The organism is Pseudomonas sp. GW821-FHT01D09 (assembly GCF_059422465.1).
This window is the reverse complement of the sequence record NZ_JBWKWY010000003.1, coordinates 275,557-290,781: the sequence shown is the minus strand read 5'-3', so window position 1 is coordinate 290,781 and position 15,225 is coordinate 275,557. Positions and strand designations below refer to the sequence as shown.

Sequence of the window (15,225 nt, the reverse complement as noted above, 5' to 3'; positions counted from 1 at the left end):
AGCTCCCACAGGTCAGGCTTTGAGCAGTCTGTCCAAGCCATCGAGCAAGCGCTTCAACGCGCCCTGGTTGGCCTGCATCACCTTGAGCCCCGCCTGCGCCATCTTCTGGGCATCCTGCGGCAGTTCAAACAACTGCCGCACCGCCTCGGCCAACCCTTCAGCATCATCCACTGCCAGCAACGCCCCGGCCTCGCGCATCATCGCGGCGATTTCGAGGAAGTTGAACAGGTGCGGGCCGCTGATCACCGGCTTGGCCAGCGCCGCCGGCTCCAGCAGGTTATGCCCGCCATTGGGCACCAGGCTGCCGCCGACGAAAGCGCTATCGGCCAAGGCGTAGAGAAACAGCAACTCGCCCATGGTGTCGCCCAGCAACACCGAGGTCTCGGCATCGACCGGCGCGCCGCTGGAGCGCTGCACCGTGGCAAAACCCTGCTGTTGGCACAGCTCCAGCACTGCGTTGAACCGCTCTGGATGACGGGGCACCAGGATCAGCAGCGCATTGGGGTAGCTGGCTAACAGTTGCCGATGCGCAGCCAGCACCACGGCATCTTCACCCTCATGGGTACTGGCGGCGATCCACACCGGGCGCTCGCTGGCCTGCCACTGTTCGCGCAAGGCCGCGGCACGCGCCAGCAGTTGCGGGTCGATGCTCAGGTCAAACTTGATCGAGCCGGTGACTTCAACCGTTTCGGCGCGCGCACCCAGGCTGCGAAAGCGCTCGGCCTCGGTGGCGGTCTGCACGGCAAACAGGCTCATTTCTGCCAGCATCGGCGCCGTCAGCTTGGCGAAACGTGCGTAGCCCTTGGCCGAGCGTGCCGACAGCCGCGCATTGGCCAGGGCCACGGGAATCCCGCGCTTGGCACATTGGTGGATATGGTTGGGCCACAACTCGGTTTCCATGATGACCGCAAGCTTAGGCTGCACCCGGTCCAGAAAACGCTTGGCGGCACACGGTAAATCGTAGGGCAGGTAGCAATGCTGGATGCGCGGCTCATGGGCGAACAGTGCCTGGATCCGCTCGGAACCGGTGGGCGTCATGCAGGTGACGGTGATCGGCAACTCAGGATGACGCTCCAGCAAGCCACGGATCATCGGCGCGGCAGCGATGCTCTCGCCCACCGACACCGCATGCACCCAGATCCCGCCGGGCTTGAGCACCGGCAAGCCGTAGGAAAAGCGCTCGCTGACGCGCTTGGCGTAGGCCGGCGCCTTGCGGGCCCGTAGCCAAAGTCGTAAGGCCACCAACGGCAGCGCCAGGTAAAACACACAGCTGTAGAGAGTTCTATTCATGGCGGCGGAGTTTATCGGCTTTTTCAGCCGATCGCCTGCAAACACGCGGTAAAACGTTCGGCCAAAAAGCGCGCCGCCGGGCCCAGGGGCTCATCGCGCCGCCACACCAGCTCCACCACCAGGGCCGGCGGGGTCCATTCGCTGTCCAGCTCGACCATCTGCCCCTGATACGTGGGGTATTGCACCACATGCCGGGGCAACCAGGCCCAGCCCAGGCCCCGGGCCAGCCACTCGGCCAGCACGTAGAAACTGTCGGCGCGCCACACCTGCGGGCTGGCCGCCTCGCTGCCGGGGTAGACGCTGGTCTGGGTCGACATCAGCAACTGGCGAAACTGCGCCAGGCGCTGGCAATCGACAAACCCACCCCGGGCCAGCGGATGGCCGACGCCGCACACCGTGACCATCTCCACACTGCCAACCACCCGCCGCTCAAGGGCTTCGGGGATCTGGTCGTGATAAAACAGCAACCCCAGGTCAGCCTTGCGCTCCACCAGCTTGCGCGCGACATCGCCCTGGGCCGTGCTGGACAACTGCACCTCCAGGCTGGGAAATTTCCCCGCCAGCGCCTCTAGGCTGTCGAGTACCGGCTGATAGAGCATGGCTTCGTCCTGGGCCAGGCGCAGCCGCGCTTCTTCGCCGCGCATCAACGACAAGGCGCGGCCATTGAGGCGCTCACACTGGCGCAGCACTTCCCGGGCTTCTTCCAGCAGGACCGCGCCGGCCGCCGTCAAACGGGGCTGGCGACCGCTGCTGCGATCAAACAGGCTCACGCCCAGGTCGGCCTCCAGCAAGGCAATGCCATTACTCACCGCCGACTGCGCCTTGCGCTGGTCCCGCGCCACCGCCGAAAACGAGCGCTGCTCGGCGACGCTGACAAACAGGCGCATCTGCTCCAGGTTCCATTGCACGCTCATTGGCTCAACCCATCTTAAATTCGGATAGGTAATGACTTTACCCCATCTATGAAGTCTCTAGAATGCCGGCCTTGTTACGCGCCCCTATTTCCGAGGAACACCCCCATGAACGCCGCCTACTACTACCTGGCCATTGCCATCTGCTCGGAAGTGATCGCTACCGTTTCCATGAAAGCGATCAAGGGCTGGAGCACGCCGATCCCGCTGCTGCTGGTTATCGTCGGCTATGGCGTGGCGTTCTGGATGCTGACCCTGGTGGTGCGCACCGTGCCGGTGGGCGTGGCCTACGCGGTGTGGGCGGGGCTGGGGATCGTCATGGTCAGCATCGCGGCGCTGTTTATCTATGGGCAGAAGCTCGATCTACCGGCGATGCTGGGAATGGGCCTGATTGTGCTGGGGGTGGTGGTGATTCAGTTGTTTTCAAAAACAGCGGGCCACTGACCTTCTACAGTTGTTGATCCTGGGCAAAGATCCCGCTGTCGAGTCTGTATACTTGGCCTCTTGTTCTGAACACTGAGGTCGCCCCATGCCATCCGTTATTTCCACCGACGTCCTGATTGTCGGCGCCGGGGTTGCCGGCCTCTGGCTCAATGCGCGCCTGCGCAGCCAGGGGTTTTCCACGCTTGTGGTGGAGAACGCGACCCTGGGTGGTGGGCAGAGCGTGAAGTCCCAGGGGATCATTCACGGTGGTGCAAAATACGCCCTACATGGCGCCCTGACCGGTGCCTCCGAAGCCATTGCCGATATGCCACGACGCTGGCGCGAAGCCCTGGCGGGCACCGGCGAGCTGGACCTGACGGGCGTGCGCCTGCTGTCCCAGGCCCATTACCTGTGGTCGCCGGGCACCCTGGCCGGCAACCTCACCAGTTTCTTCGCCAGCAAGGCAGTGCGGGGCCGCGTCGACCAGGTCAAGGGCGACGATTTGCCGCCGGCCCTGCAAGACCGCCGCTTCAAGGGCAAGGTCTATCGCCTGGCCGAACTGGTGGTGGACGTGCCGAGCCTGATCGAGCGCCTGGCACAACTGGCTGGCGACGGCCTGCTCGCCGGGCAACAGATCGAGCCGCTGCTGGAAGGTGGCCTGCTGGTCGGCCTGAAAGTCGATGGCCGGGCGATCCGCGCCCAGCGCATCGTGCTGAGTGCCGGCGGCGGCACCGCCGAGCTGCTGACGGCCCTGGGCCTGAGCCAGCCGGCCATGCAAAAGCGCCCGCTGCATATGATCATCGCCAAGGGCCCCGGCCTCAAACCCCTGTATGCGCACTGCCTGGGCGGCGGCACCAAGCCACGGATCACCATCACCACACACCCGGCCGCCGATGGCAACTGGGTGTGGTACATGGGCGGCGATATTGCCGAGACCGAAGGCGTGCACCGCACGCCCGCCGAACAGATCGCCACGGCGCAAAAGGAGCTGGCACAGCTGCTGCCGTGGATCGATATGAGCCAGGTCCAGTGGGCGACCCTGCGGGTGGATCGCGCCGAACCCCTGCAAACGGGCCTGACCCGGCCAGACAACGCGTTCCTCGCCGAGCAGGGCCGCCTGTTGGTGGGCTGGCCAACCAAGCTGGCCCTGGCGCCGGACTTCGCCGACCGCGTGCTGAGCGCCCTGGAACGTGACGGCATCCAGCCAACGCCAAGCGCACCGCTGCCCGAGCTGCCACGCCCGGCCATCGCCCAACCCGCCTGGGAGCAATTGTTGCCATGAGCCTGCCGACCCTGCATGACCTTCATCGCCCCCTGGGCAGCACCGGCCTGCTGGTGTCGCCACTGGGCCTGGGCACCGTAAAGCTGGGGCGCGACCAGGGGGTGAAGTACCCCAATGGTTTCCAGATCCCCAACGATGAAGAAGCGCGGATGTTGCTGCGCCAGGCCCGCGAACTGGGGATCAACCTGATCGACACCGCCCCGGCCTATGGTCACAGTGAAGAACGCCTGGGGCCGCTGCTGCGGGGCCAGCGCCAGGACTGGGTGATTGTCAGCAAGGTCGGCGAAGAGTTTGCCGACGGCGTGTCCCGTCACGACTTCAGTGCGGCCCACACCCGGTTGTCGGTGGAACGCAGCCTGAAACGCCTGGAAACGGATTTTATCGACCTGGTGCTGGTGCATTCCGACGGCAACGACTTGCATATCCTCAACGATTGCGAGGTCTACCAGACCCTGGCGCAACTCAAGGCCGAGGGCAAGATTCGCGGTTTCGGTTTCTCGGGCAAAACCGTCGAAGGCGGGGTGAAGGCTCTGGAACAAGGCGATTGCGCGATGGTCACCTACAATCTGAACGAGCAAAACGAAAAAGCCGTGATCGATTACGCCGCCGCCCATGGCAAAGGCATCCTGGTGAAAAAGGCCCTGGCCAGTGGCCATGCATGCCTTGAACCAGGAATGGATCCAATTCATGCCAGTTTCGTCTTGTTGTTTGCGCAAACGGGCGTGGCCAGTGCTATTGTCGGCACCATCAACCCGCTGCACCTTGCCCATAACGTGGCAACCGCTGCCCAGATCATTCGCCAATCCTGATGCCGCCGACGCGGCCGACCCCGACGCAAGAAGGAGCCGACATGCCGCGAACGCTCATAAGAAAAAACCCCAGCAACTTCAAGACTCTGCCGCTGTACGTCGAAGCCACCCCCGAAGGCCTGAGCTACCAGAGCGTGGGCATGCCGCTCAACTTTGCCCAGACCCTGCAACGACGCAAGCCGGTGGAGGTGGCGGATGCCGAGCGCTTTGCCCTGGAGTTGGCCAACCTCGGGGTATCGGTGCGCCTGACCCTGCATTGGCAAAACCGCGATTACTGGGTCTTGGTGCGCCAGCGCCGGCAGGACCGGGGCGATGTGGTGCTCAAGCTGATTTCCGGCTACGTGCCGGCCCACGAACTGAACCTGCCGCTGCACACCGCCATCCAGGAAATCGCCGAGGAATGCCTGCTGGAAACCCCGGAAGGCTGGCTCGGCGGGCGTTTCAACGACACCTGGCTGCCGGCGCCCTACTCCGCCGCCCTGCATTACCGCGAGGCCTTGCCGTTTCGCCTGTCGCCATTGTCCGGCGCCGCCCGCCCGGTGCGCTGCGCCAATATGCAGTTGATCGAGCGCCCGCGGGCCTATGTGCACCTGCCCACGGCCTCCCTGCAATTGATCTATGACCTGCGCCTGGAAGTGCCCAAGGAAGCCAAGTCCCTGAGCCTGTTCCATGTGGACGAACGCCTGGAGGGCGACCAACTGGTGGCGCGCCTGGACCGCCAGCGCCCGGACTTGTACCTGATGCCCCTCAAGGACGGCCAGCCGTGCGCTGAGCTGTATACCCTGAAGAAGGATCAACTGATCCCGGCGAGCACCCGTGGGGTGTACCTGGCCGAGAGTTTTGCCCAGCAGGAAGGCTGGCTGGTGCGTGACGAGCGGATCAAGTGGAAGGATTGGCTCCAGCAACAGGGCCTGAGCGCGCCAGAGAAGGAATCGAAGTTGAAACAGCTGACCGGGCGGGCCAGGCAGATCCTGCGCAAGATGGTGCCGAAGAAGGCGGGTCGCTGAAGCAGCCCCGCCTGTGGCGAGCGATGCCTACGGGTTGAGCAGCTTTTCCAGGCCAACCTTCAACGGTGTCGGCTCAGGCAATGTGAAACTCGCCGCCAAGCGCTGGTTATTAGCCCTGGAATGCCGGATATCCCCCGAGCGCGGCGCCGTGTAGCTGACAGCCGGCAACGCGCCGACAATTTCCGACAGTGCCTGCAGCAGCTGCTTGAGGGTGGTGGTGCGGTTCCAGCCGACATTGATCGCGCCCAGAGGCGCATCGGCCATTTCCACGGCTTGCACCAGCACAGCCACCAGGTCCCCGACGTACATGAAGTCACGGGTTTGCTCACCGTCGCCAAACACGGCAATCGGCAGGCCTTTTTGCACGCGCTCGCTGAAGATGCTGATCACCCCGGAATACGGCGATGAAGGGTCCTGGCGCGGGCCAAAGATATTGAAGAAGCGGAAAATCACCGGCTCCAGGCCATGCTGGCGCCGATAGAAGTCAAAGTAGTGCTCGCTGGCCAGCTTGTCCGAGGCATACGGCGTCAACGGGGCCTTGGCGGTTTGCTCGTCGATGGAGTCGCCCTCGCCATTGTTGCCATACACCGCTGCGCTGGAAGCAAACACCACGCGCTTGACCCCAGCCTGGCGCATGGCTTCGCAAACGTTCAGGCTACCCACGAAGTTGCTCTGGTGCGTACTGACCGGGTCATCCACCGACGCCTGCACCGAAGCGACGGCCGCCAGGTGCACCACCGCCGTCGCCCCTACCGCCGCGCGCGCGACCAGCGCCGCATCGGCCACATCGCCTTCGAGCAGTTGCAGGCGCGGGTTATCCAGCGGCAGGTTGCTGCGCTTGCCGGTGGACAGGTTATCCAGCACGCGCACCGCGTAGCCCTTGGCCAGCAGTGCATCGACCAGATTGGAACCGATAAAGCCGGCACCGCCGGTAATCAGTACAAGAGCATCAGACATAGCGGTAAAACCTATTGAGCGGCATCGTTGGTTTGGCGAATTTTTTCGACAATCGCGGTGGTCGAGCTGTTTTCCACCAGCCCCAAGACTTTGACCTTGCCACCATAGGCGTTGACGATATCGGCACCGACCACCTGGTCGACCGAGTAATCCCCCCCCTTGACCAACACGTCCGGCTTGACCTGGGCCAGCAGGTTTTCCGGGGTGCCCTCGGAGAAGCTGATCACCCAGTCCACCGCGCCCAACCCAGCCAGCACCGCCATGCGCCGGTCCACACTGTTGATCGGCCGACCCGGCCCTTTCAGGCGGCTGACCGACGCATCGTCGTTGATCGCCACGATCAGGCGATCACCCTGGGCGCGAGCCTGCTCCAGGTAGGTCACATGGCCAGCATGCAGGATGTCGAAACAACCGTTGGTGAAGACGATGCTTTCGTTATGCGCCCGGGCATCGTCAATCGCCAGCAGCAATTGCTCAAGGCTCAACACGCCACGCTCCGAGCCTTCCTCACGCTGGATCGCGCGACGCAGTTCCGGGGCGCTGATGGACGCAGTACCCAGCTTGCCCACCACGATGCTCGCCGCCAGGTTGGCCAGGGCCACCGCGTGGGGCAATTCCTCGCCGGCCGCGATCGCCGCCGCCAGGGTGGAGATCACCGTGTCGCCGGCGCCGGTGACATCGAATACTTCCCGCGCCCGCGCCGGCAAGTGCATGGCCGGGTGGCCGGGGCGCAGCAGGGTCATGCCGTGTTCGCCACGGGTCACCAGCAAGGCGCCGAGGTCGAGGTCGGCCATCAGGCTGGCGCCTTTGCTCACCAAATCGTGCTCATCGACACAACCGCCGACGATGGTTTCAAATTCGCTGAGGTTCGGCGTAATCAGGCTGGCGCCTCGGTACACCGAGAAGTCCTTGCCCTTGGGATCGGCCAGCACCGGGATACCCCGGGCCTTGGCGGCCTGGATCAGCACCTGGTGGTTTTTCAATGCACCTTTGCCGTAGTCCGACAGCACCAATACCTTGATGCCTTCGAGCAACGCATCGACCTGGTCACTGAGGGCCAGGGCGTCGGTGGCAAAGGGTTCTTCAAAATCGATACGCAGCAATTGCTGGTGACGGCTCATGACCCGCAGCTTGACGATGGTCGGCTGGTGGGCAATACGCTGGAACAGGGCACGCACGCCAGCGCCGCGCAGGCTGTTGGTCAGGCTGTCGGCGGCTTCGTCGTCACCGGTCACGCCGACCAGGGAGGCCGGGGCGCCGAGTGCGGCGATGTTAAGGGCGACGTTGGCAGCGCCGCCTGGGCGGTCTTCGATTTGCTCGACCTTGACTACCGGTACCGGTGCCTCAGGGGAAATCCGTGAGGTACCGCCATGCCAGTAACGGTCGAGCATGACATCGCCGACCACCAAGACAGGGGCTTGATCGAATCGCGGCATGGACAACTTCATGGAGCAACCCACATACAAAATGAACAGGGGCGCGATATTAGCACAGGGAAAAGCATCGACCGCTTCAATCCTGGCGGTCGATCCCGGCCCAGCGGCCATGGCGCCTCAATAGGCATCCGTCACGTGGGTGGGCGCCACCGGGTCGCCCTCTTCAAACTCCTTGGCGTGCAGCCGCGCGTAGTAGCCATTCTTCGCCAGCAGCTCGACATGGGTACCGCGCTCGACAATCTGGCCGTCGTCCATCACCAGGATCAGGTCGGCTTTCTCGATGGTGCTCAGGCGGTGGGCAATCACCAGGGTCGTGCGGTTTTTCACCACATGGTCCAGGGCCGCCTGGATATGGCGCTCGGACTCGGTATCCAGAGCCGAGGTGGCCTCGTCGAGAATCAGCAGCGGCGCATCCTTGAGCAGGGCCCGGGCAATCGCGATGCGCTGGCGCTGGCCGCCGGACAGCAGCACGCCGTTCTCGCCCACCAGGGTTTCATAGCCCTGGGGCATCTTCACGATGAACTCATCGGCATAGGCTTCGCGAGCAGCATGGAGCACCGCATCGGTGGGCGCGCCGGCCAGGTCGCCATAGGCGATGTTGTTGGTCACGGTGTCGTTGAACAAGGTGACCTGCTGGGTCACCAGGGCAATTTGCCGGCGCAGGTTGCGCAGGGTGAAATCCTGCACGCGTACGCCATCGAGCAGAATCTGCCCCTGTTCGTGCTGATAGAAGCGTGGGATCAAGCCCGCCAGGGTGGATTTGCCGCTGCCCGAACGCCCCACCAGCGCGACCATTTGCCCAGGTTCGACGATAAAGCTGATGTCGTTGAGCACCTTCTTGTCGCTATCGGGGTATTGGAAGCTGAGGTTGCGCACTTCGATGCGCCCGGCCAGGCGCTCATGCTCAATCACACCTTGGTCAACTTCTACCGGCTCATCCAACTGCTCGAAAATACTCTCGGCACCCGCCACACCCTTCTGGATGGTGGAACTGACTTCGGACAGCTGGCGGATCGGCTTGGGCAGCAGGCCGGCCATGGTGATGTAGGCCACCAGGTCGCCGGGCGAGGCATCGCCACGCAAATACAGGACCAGGAACATGACCACAGCCATCGCACTGTAGGTCACCAGTTGCAGCATCGGCGTGTACACCGCGCCGGTCTTGGTCATTGCCAGTTGTTTCTCGGTATTGCTCAGGCTCGCCTGCTCGAAACGCACCTTTTCATAGTGCTCGCCGCCAAAGCTGCGGACCACGCGGTAGCCGTGGATCGTCTCGGAGGCCACATGGGTCACATCGCCCATGGACACCTGGATTTTCTTGCTTTGCTTGCGGAATTTACGGCTGGTGCTGTTCACCATCATGCCGATCACCGGCAGGATCGCCAGCATCACCAGGGTCAGTTTCCAGTTCATCCACACCAGGGTGCAGAACAGGAAAATCACGGTCATGCCTTCGCGGATAACCACCTTGATCGCATCGGTGGCCGCGCCGGTGACCATGGTGACGTTGAAGGTAATGCGTGAAATCAGGTGGCCGGAGTTGTTCTTGTCAAAGAAGCGGTTGGGCAGCTCCAACAACTTGTTGAACAGCACCACGCGCAGGTCATGGACCAGCCCCAGGGAAACCCGGGCCAGGAAGAAGTTACCGAGGAACGAACCCACGCCCTGCCAGGCCGCGATCAGCACGATCATCAGTGGCACGGTTTCCAGCAACTGCAACTTGCCCAGATAGGGGTTGCCGGGGAACAGGCTGGCCTCGGGGTTCGCCAGGCCATCGACGAAATATTTGAGAATGTAAGCGAGCATCGGCTGGGTCGATGCGAAGATCAGGAACCCGACGATACTCAGGATGAACAGACCCACATAAGGCCGTACGTAAGTCAGCAGGCGAAAGTAAATCGCCAGCGTCGACTGGGTTTTCGGTTCAGGACTGCTCATGGGAATCCGCGCAAATCAGTAAGGCGCGGATCATATCACAGGCCTCTTCCCCCCAAAAAACATGAGCAGGGGCCAGCCTTGCATCAAGTCGGTTAAGATAACCGGCTATTGATGGGAGTCAGGCATGCAAGTAATCGATCACAACACCTATGAGGCATTGCGTGCTGGCGCGCAGGTGCTGGAAGCCGATGGTTCTGGCGACAAGGTGCTCCGGTTGACCGATGGTTGCATGCTCAAACTGTTCCGGCGCAAACGCCTGCTCAGCTCGGCGTTGTTCTACCCGTATGCCCAGCGTTTCGCCAACAACACCCGCGCCCTGCAGCAACGGGATATCCCCTGCCCGCGCATCATTGCGGTGTATCGCATCCCCAGCATTGCGCGGGATGCGGTGTATTACAGCCCGCTGGCCGGGGAAACCATCCGCCAGCTGAAACTCGCCAAGGCCGAGGCCGACGCCTTGCGTGTGCGCCTGGGCTGTTTTATTGCGCAACTGCATGAGAAGGGCGTGTACTTTCGCTCGCTGCACTTTGGCAACGTGGTGCTGACGCCGGAAAACACCCTGGGGCTGATCGATATTGCCGACCTGAGCTGCCAGAGCGCCCCGCTGAGCCAGAACAAGCGCCTGCGTAACTTCAGCCATCTGCGGCGCTATCCCGAGGATAGGCAATGGCTGCTGGGCGATGATGCCGGGCAAGCCTTCTTCAATGGCTATCGCCAGGGCTTGCCGGCAGGCAGTCAACAGGCGCCGTTGATTGAGCGCCTGCGACAACTACTGGACTGACTTCACTGGGTGATGACCAACACCGTGGCGCCTCGACGATTGGCGAAGCGCTCGACGATGCGCAGGTTGCGCTCGGCCAGCCAGCTGGTGAGCCAGGGCTCGTTACCGCGGGCTTCGATCAGGAAGTAGCGGAATTTATCGGCGTGGGCCGGTGACATGGCAGCCTCACGGGTCAATTGCTTGAGCCGATAACCACGCCCGGCGTAATAGCCGATCCTCCCGTCGTCGAAATACGCAGGGGCGTCCGGCTCGACGTTCGCCGCCATCCAGCGCCCCGCTTCGACGTACTGGACCTTACCCGGTCCGCTGGACACCACATTGGACAGCATCACCAACAGGCATACCGCCACCAGGGCCTTGCCCAGGCGCGGGAACTGTTGGGCAAACATCTGCAGCGCCAAGGCCAGCGCCGGCACAAACAGTAGGTTCAGGAAGCTCATGTAGCGCAAGTTCATGAACTGCTGCTGGATAAAGAACAGCAGCAATATCAACAGGTACAACAGCGCGGCCCAGGCAAAAGGCCGGTATTCATGCCAGTAGCGCTTGATTGCCTGCCAATTGCGCCCGCGCAGAAACGGCACGGCAAAAGGACCGCAAATATTCACAAAGCCGATGGCCATGGCCGCCAGGATGCCAAAAAAGATGATGCGTCCGGCTTCATCCTGGGAGTACTTGTTGATCAGCGAGTTGGCGAACTGCTCGCGCAGCAAATCAAATGACGCCAGCACACTGCTCGGGTTGATCAGGTCCAGATAGTAGGCAACGCGCGCCGATGAAAAACCACCCGTGACCGAGACCAGCACCATCCCCGCTACAACACCCAGCAGCGGCAGTGCGACAAACTGCAGCAGCGCCAGACGCCGCTCGCGCACCCACAGGCCAGGCATCTGCCACAGCCCCAATGCAGGCAACAGTAACAAGGCTTCCAACCGGAAGGCTGCCGCCGCGACAAGTGCCAGGTGGAGGGTTGCCGCCCGCAGCCAGCCCCCGCGTGCCTGCCAACGCATGGCCAGCCAAAGGGTCAGGATGCAGAAGAACCAGAAGCCAAACTCACGCAGGATTTCGCCACGAAACTGGTTGAACGCCGGCATCGCCAACACCACCAGGCAGGCCCAGGGCGCAAGCTGCACCGAGCGCTGGCGCACGCAGTCAACCAACAGCGCGCAGGTCCCGGCAGCGAACAGCGCACACCACAAATAAGCACTCAGTTCTATGGGCAGGGCGGAAACCCAATGGGTGCCCGCCAGGAGCAGGGAGAACCAGGGCCAGTTGAATACGGCAAAGGCGGCTTGCGGGCCATCGACTTGAACGTCCTGGGCAATGGTCAGGTAGAAAGCAGCATCACGCCCGACAGTCGCTGCGCCCAACACCGCGATCAGGGACAGCAGCAGGCTCCCAAAAAATGCCACTCGAACAGGACGCTCGACGACAATACTCAACATCCGGGCCCACCACTTGCTGCCTATACCAACCACACCCCCCCCTTAAAACCTGGCGTCACATCATGTGCACAAGATTTGAAAACATATATTCCAGAAAAACCACTGCACCACGAAAACCCGGCGCCAAGTCATTGCAATCAACTCAGGCGCTGCCTAGGTCATTCCCGGCGTAGCGTAGCAGGCTATAAAACGCTTACTTGAACATCAGCTGAAGCGCTTTGCGTGTGTACGACCAGCGCGTCAGGGCGCGCCAGTCTGTACGTATCGCCTGGCAGTAAAACTGCTTGGCAAGCGTGTATTCCCCAGCGCTAAAGCAATTGCGAAACAACGACAGGCAGCGCTGCGCGAGAAACGCACTGCGCAGGCCCTGCAACTCTGCAGGCATACGCACCGGCGAAAACACCTCGTCTACCAGGCTCACGCCAGCCGCGACACTGTGGTTGATGTCATGTCGCAAGCTGTCCGCATGCTTGTAGATCAGCGCCAGTGGCTGGTCGATGACCGTGCAAGGTACGCGCGCCAGGGCCTGGGCAAACACCGGGATATCCTCGGCGTTACGCATGCGCTCCGGGTAGTTGCCCACCGCGAAGATGTCACGGTGCATGGCGCAGGCGCCATTGGAGATCGCGATGGTCTTCTCCAGCAAATACCCGCGCACCCGCTGATAAGGTGTGGCGGGCAGCGGCTTGACAGCATGCAGGCGGCGCTTGCCATCCTCGAACACCGACCAGTGGCCACCGATGATCAAGCGACTGTCCGGGTGAGCGGCAATATGCTGCGCGACCAGGGCCAGTGCACCGGGAGCCATTTCATCATCGGCATCCAGGAACATCAGGTACTGGCCAGTAGACTCTTCAATCCCACGGTTGCGCACCGAGGCCAGGCCGCCATTGGGCTTGCGCAAAACCCGTAAACGCCCCGGGTGCTTGGCCATCAACGCCTCGAGCACCTGCGGCGTCTCGTCGGTAGAACCGTCATCGATCACCATCAACTGCGCATCGGCTTCGTCGAGTTGCGCCAACACCGATTCAACCGCGCGCCCCAAGGTGCGCGCATAGTTATAGGCGGGGATGACGACGCCAATCAGTACCTCAGTCAATGACTTGCCCTTCCACGCCGTCCTTGACTACCAGAATATCTTCCATGATCAGGTACTGCAGGTCGGAGCCGAAGAACATGTTCAGGGCATCGGTCGGCGAGCAGATCATCGCTTCACCACGGCGGTTGAGCGAGGTGTTCAAGGACACGCCGTTGCCGGTCAGCACTTCCAGCTCTTTCATCATGTCGTAGTAGCGCGGGTTGTACTCGCGCTTGAGCACCTGGGCGCGGGAGGTGCCATCTTCATGGACCACTTCCGGCACGCGGGTTTTCCATTCTTCGGCCACTTCAAAGGTGAATGTCATGAACGGAGCCGGGTGATCGACCTTGATCATCTGCGGGGCCACGGTGTCGAGCATCGACGGGCAGAAAGGCCTCCAGCGCTCGCGGAACTTGATCTGGTGGTTGATCCGGTCAGCCACGCCCACGGCGCTCGGGCAACCGATGATCGAACGACCGCCCAAGGCACGCGGACCGAACTCCATGCGGCCCTGGAACCAGGCCACCGGGTTGCCGTCGACCATGATCTGGGCGATGCGCTTGGGCATATCGTCGATCTGGCGCCACTTTGGCTTGCTCGGGTGCTTGGCGCACGCGGCAATCACTTCTTCGTTGCTGTAGGACGGGCCGAGATAGACGTGCTCCATCTTCTCTACCGGTACACCACGGGCATGGGACACATAGGCCGCCGCACCCACGGCAGTGCCGGCATCGCCGGACGCCGGCTGTACGAACAGCTCCTTGACGTCGTCGCGGGCAATGATCTTCTGGTTCAACTTGACGTTCAGCGCGCAGCCGCCGGCAAAGGCCAGCTTGCCGGTTTCCTTGAGGATATCGCCCAGGTAATGGTCGATCATCTGCAAGGCCAGCTTCTCGAACAGCGCCTGCATGCTGGCGGCATAGTGGATGTACGGCTCGTCGGCGATATCGCCTTCGCGCTTGGGACCCAGCCACTCAATCAGTTTTGGCGAGAAGTAGAAGCCCTTGCCCTTCTCTTTATAACGGCGCAGGCCAATGACGTTGGCGTAGTCGGTGTTGATCACCAGCTCACCGTTCTCAAAGGAAGCCAGGCGCGAGAAGTCGTACTTGCTGGCATCGCCATACGGCGCCATGCCCATGACCTTGAACTCGCCGTCGAGCATCTCGAAGCCGAGGAACTCGGTGATCGCGCCATACAGGCCGCCCAGGGAGTCTGGATCGTAGAACTCCTTGATCTTGTGGATCTTGCCGTTCTCGCCGTAGCCGAAGAAGGTCGTGGCGTACTCGCCTTTACCGTCGATCCCGAGGATCGCGGTCTTCTCCTGGAAGCCCGAGCAGTGATAGGCGCTGGAAGCGTGGGCCAGGTGGTGTTCAACCGGCTCGATCTTGATCTTCTTCGGATCGAAACCCAGTTGCTCCAGGCACCAGACAATCTTGTTGCGGTAGCGCTTGTAGCGCCGGTTGCCCATCAGGATCGCGTCCAGGGCGCGGTCCGGGGCGTACCAATAACGCTTGGCATAGTGCCAGCGGGCCTCGCCGAACAAGCTGATCGGGGCAAACGGGATCGCCACCACATCAACATCAGAAGGCTTGATGCCAGCCTGCTCCAGGCAGAATTTTGCCGATTCGTAGGGCATGCGGTTCTTTGCATGTTTATCGCGTACGAAGCGCTCTTCTTCGGCGGCCGCGATCAGCTTGCCGTCGATATACAGGGCTGCGGAAGGATCATGGCTAAGGGCGCCGGACAGGCCAAGAATCGTCAATGCCACTGGGGTCTAGCCTCTTTTAGTCTGCATGCAGGCGCTGGCGCCTGAAAAAATGTGTGCCCCTCGCCTCGGCGAGAAAAGCTAAAGGGCGGGATTATAGCTTAAA

At 62.2% G+C, this 15,225-nt stretch carries 13 protein-coding genes; 5 read left to right on the top strand and 8 right to left on the bottom strand.

Features of this window, described 5'->3' with window-relative positions:
• Positions 1-12: 12 nt before the first annotated feature.
• The gene (gene waaA / locus AC07W7_RS05695; protein WP_495038898.1) at positions 13-1,290 is read right to left on the bottom strand and encodes a lipid IV(A) 3-deoxy-D-manno-octulosonic acid transferase; all 1,278 of its coding nucleotides are present in this window, start codon (positions 1,288-1,290) and stop codon (positions 13-15) included.
• 23 nt (positions 1,291-1,313) lie between these two features.
• Positions 1,314-2,204 (bottom strand): LysR family transcriptional regulator, encoded by an 891-nt coding sequence (locus tag AC07W7_RS05690; RefSeq protein WP_076961606.1) that lies wholly within the window; start codon positions 2,202-2,204, stop codon positions 1,314-1,316.
• 105 nt (positions 2,205-2,309) lie between these two features.
• Here AC07W7_RS05690 and AC07W7_RS05685 point away from each other — a divergent pair, with 105 nt between their 5' ends.
• The 4 genes from AC07W7_RS05685 to AC07W7_RS05670 all read left to right on the top strand — a co-directional run bounded on the left by AC07W7_RS05685 (position 2,310) and on the right by AC07W7_RS05670 (position 5,722).
• A complete protein-coding gene (locus tag AC07W7_RS05685) occupies positions 2,310-2,645 on the top strand; it encodes a DMT family transporter (RefSeq protein ID WP_099170110.1) in 336 nt (111 codons plus the stop codon).
• Between the two features lie 85 nt (positions 2,646-2,730).
• Positions 2,731-3,906, top strand: a complete 1,176-nt coding sequence (locus AC07W7_RS05680) for an FAD-dependent oxidoreductase (protein WP_099170109.1) — start codon at positions 2,731-2,733, stop codon at positions 3,904-3,906.
• A complete protein-coding gene (locus AC07W7_RS05675) occupies positions 3,903-4,715 on the top strand; it encodes an aldo/keto reductase (protein ID WP_495038897.1) in 813 nt (270 codons plus the stop codon). The genes AC07W7_RS05680 and AC07W7_RS05675 overlap by 4 nt, the downstream gene beginning before the upstream one ends.
• A gap of 41 nt (positions 4,716-4,756) precedes the next feature.
• The gene (locus AC07W7_RS05670) at positions 4,757-5,722 is read left to right on the top strand and encodes a metal ABC transporter ATPase (protein WP_076961610.1); all 966 of its coding nucleotides are present in this window, start codon (positions 4,757-4,759) and stop codon (positions 5,720-5,722) included.
• 27 nt (positions 5,723-5,749) lie between these two features.
• Here the strand turns inward: AC07W7_RS05670 and AC07W7_RS05665 are convergent, their stop codons facing one another.
• The 3 genes from AC07W7_RS05665 to msbA form a co-directional block, all read right to left on the bottom strand.
• On the bottom strand, positions 5,750-6,679 hold the full coding sequence (locus tag AC07W7_RS05665; RefSeq protein WP_076961611.1) for an NAD-dependent epimerase/dehydratase family protein: 930 nt from the start codon (positions 6,677-6,679) through the stop codon (positions 5,750-5,752).
• 11 nt (positions 6,680-6,690) lie between these two features.
• Positions 6,691-8,127, bottom strand: a complete 1,437-nt coding sequence (hldE, locus tag AC07W7_RS05660; protein WP_076961627.1) for a bifunctional D-glycero-beta-D-manno-heptose-7-phosphate kinase/D-glycero-beta-D-manno-heptose 1-phosphate adenylyltransferase HldE — start codon at positions 8,125-8,127, stop codon at positions 6,691-6,693.
• 105 nt (positions 8,128-8,232) lie between these two features.
• Positions 8,233-10,053, bottom strand: coding sequence for a lipid A export permease/ATP-binding protein MsbA (gene msbA / locus AC07W7_RS05655; RefSeq protein ID WP_076961612.1), 1,821 nt, complete (start codon positions 10,051-10,053; stop codon positions 8,233-8,235).
• 124 nt (positions 10,054-10,177) lie between these two features.
• Between msbA and AC07W7_RS05650 the strand changes: the two genes are divergently transcribed.
• Positions 10,178-10,834: a phosphotransferase gene (locus AC07W7_RS05650; protein WP_076961613.1), complete on the top strand. Its 657-nt coding sequence runs from the start codon at positions 10,178-10,180 to the stop codon at positions 10,832-10,834.
• 2 nt (positions 10,835-10,836) lie between these two features.
• On the opposite strand, the gene AC07W7_RS05645 is transcribed toward AC07W7_RS05650, so the two are convergent.
• The 3 genes from AC07W7_RS05645 to AC07W7_RS05635 all read right to left on the bottom strand — a co-directional run bounded on the left by AC07W7_RS05645 (position 10,837) and on the right by AC07W7_RS05635 (position 15,122).
• Positions 10,837-12,276 carry a hypothetical protein gene (locus AC07W7_RS05645; protein WP_495038896.1) on the bottom strand — a complete coding sequence of 480 codons (1,440 nt, stop codon included), beginning with the start codon at positions 12,274-12,276 and terminating at the stop codon, positions 10,837-10,839.
• 193 nt (positions 12,277-12,469) lie between these two features.
• Positions 12,470-13,375, bottom strand: coding sequence for a glycosyltransferase family 2 protein (locus AC07W7_RS05640; protein ID WP_495038895.1), 906 nt, complete (start codon positions 13,373-13,375; stop codon positions 12,470-12,472).
• The gene (locus AC07W7_RS05635; protein ID WP_065942896.1) at positions 13,368-15,122 is read right to left on the bottom strand and encodes a carbamoyltransferase family protein; all 1,755 of its coding nucleotides are present in this window, start codon (positions 15,120-15,122) and stop codon (positions 13,368-13,370) included. Before AC07W7_RS05635 ends, AC07W7_RS05640 begins: the two co-directional genes overlap by 8 nt.
• Between the last annotated feature and the right edge of the window lie 103 nt (positions 15,123-15,225).

Bases quoted from the DNA above. Each gene is read 5' to 3' on its own strand.
- AC07W7_RS05680 (WP_099170109.1), top strand. From the start codon at position 2,731: ATGCCATCCGTTATTTCCACCGACGTCCTGATTGTCGGCGCCGGGGTT.
- AC07W7_RS05670 (WP_076961610.1), top strand. From the start codon at position 4,757: ATGCCGCGAACGCTCATAAGAAAAAACCCCAGCAACTTCAAGACTCTG.
- AC07W7_RS05665 (WP_076961611.1), bottom strand. From the start codon at position 6,679: ATGTCTGATGCTCTTGTACTGATTACCGGCGGTGCCGGCTTTATCGGT.
- AC07W7_RS05685 (WP_099170110.1), top strand. From the start codon at position 2,310: ATGAACGCCGCCTACTACTACCTGGCCATTGCCATCTGCTCGGAAGTG.
- waaA (WP_495038898.1), bottom strand. From the start codon at position 1,290: ATGAATAGAACTCTCTACAGCTGTGTGTTTTACCTGGCGCTGCCGTTG.
- msbA (WP_076961612.1), bottom strand. From the start codon at position 10,053: ATGAGCAGTCCTGAACCGAAAACCCAGTCGACGCTGGCGATTTACTTT.
- AC07W7_RS05675 (WP_495038897.1), top strand. From the start codon at position 3,903: ATGAGCCTGCCGACCCTGCATGACCTTCATCGCCCCCTGGGCAGCACC.
- AC07W7_RS05645 (WP_495038896.1), bottom strand. From the start codon at position 12,276: ATGTTGAGTATTGTCGTCGAGCGTCCTGTTCGAGTGGCATTTTTTGGG.
- hldE (WP_076961627.1), bottom strand. From the start codon at position 8,127: ATGAAGTTGTCCATGCCGCGATTCGATCAAGCCCCTGTCTTGGTGGTC.
- AC07W7_RS05690 (WP_076961606.1), bottom strand. From the start codon at position 2,204: ATGAGCGTGCAATGGAACCTGGAGCAGATGCGCCTGTTTGTCAGCGTC.
- AC07W7_RS05650 (WP_076961613.1), top strand. From the start codon at position 10,178: ATGCAAGTAATCGATCACAACACCTATGAGGCATTGCGTGCTGGCGCG.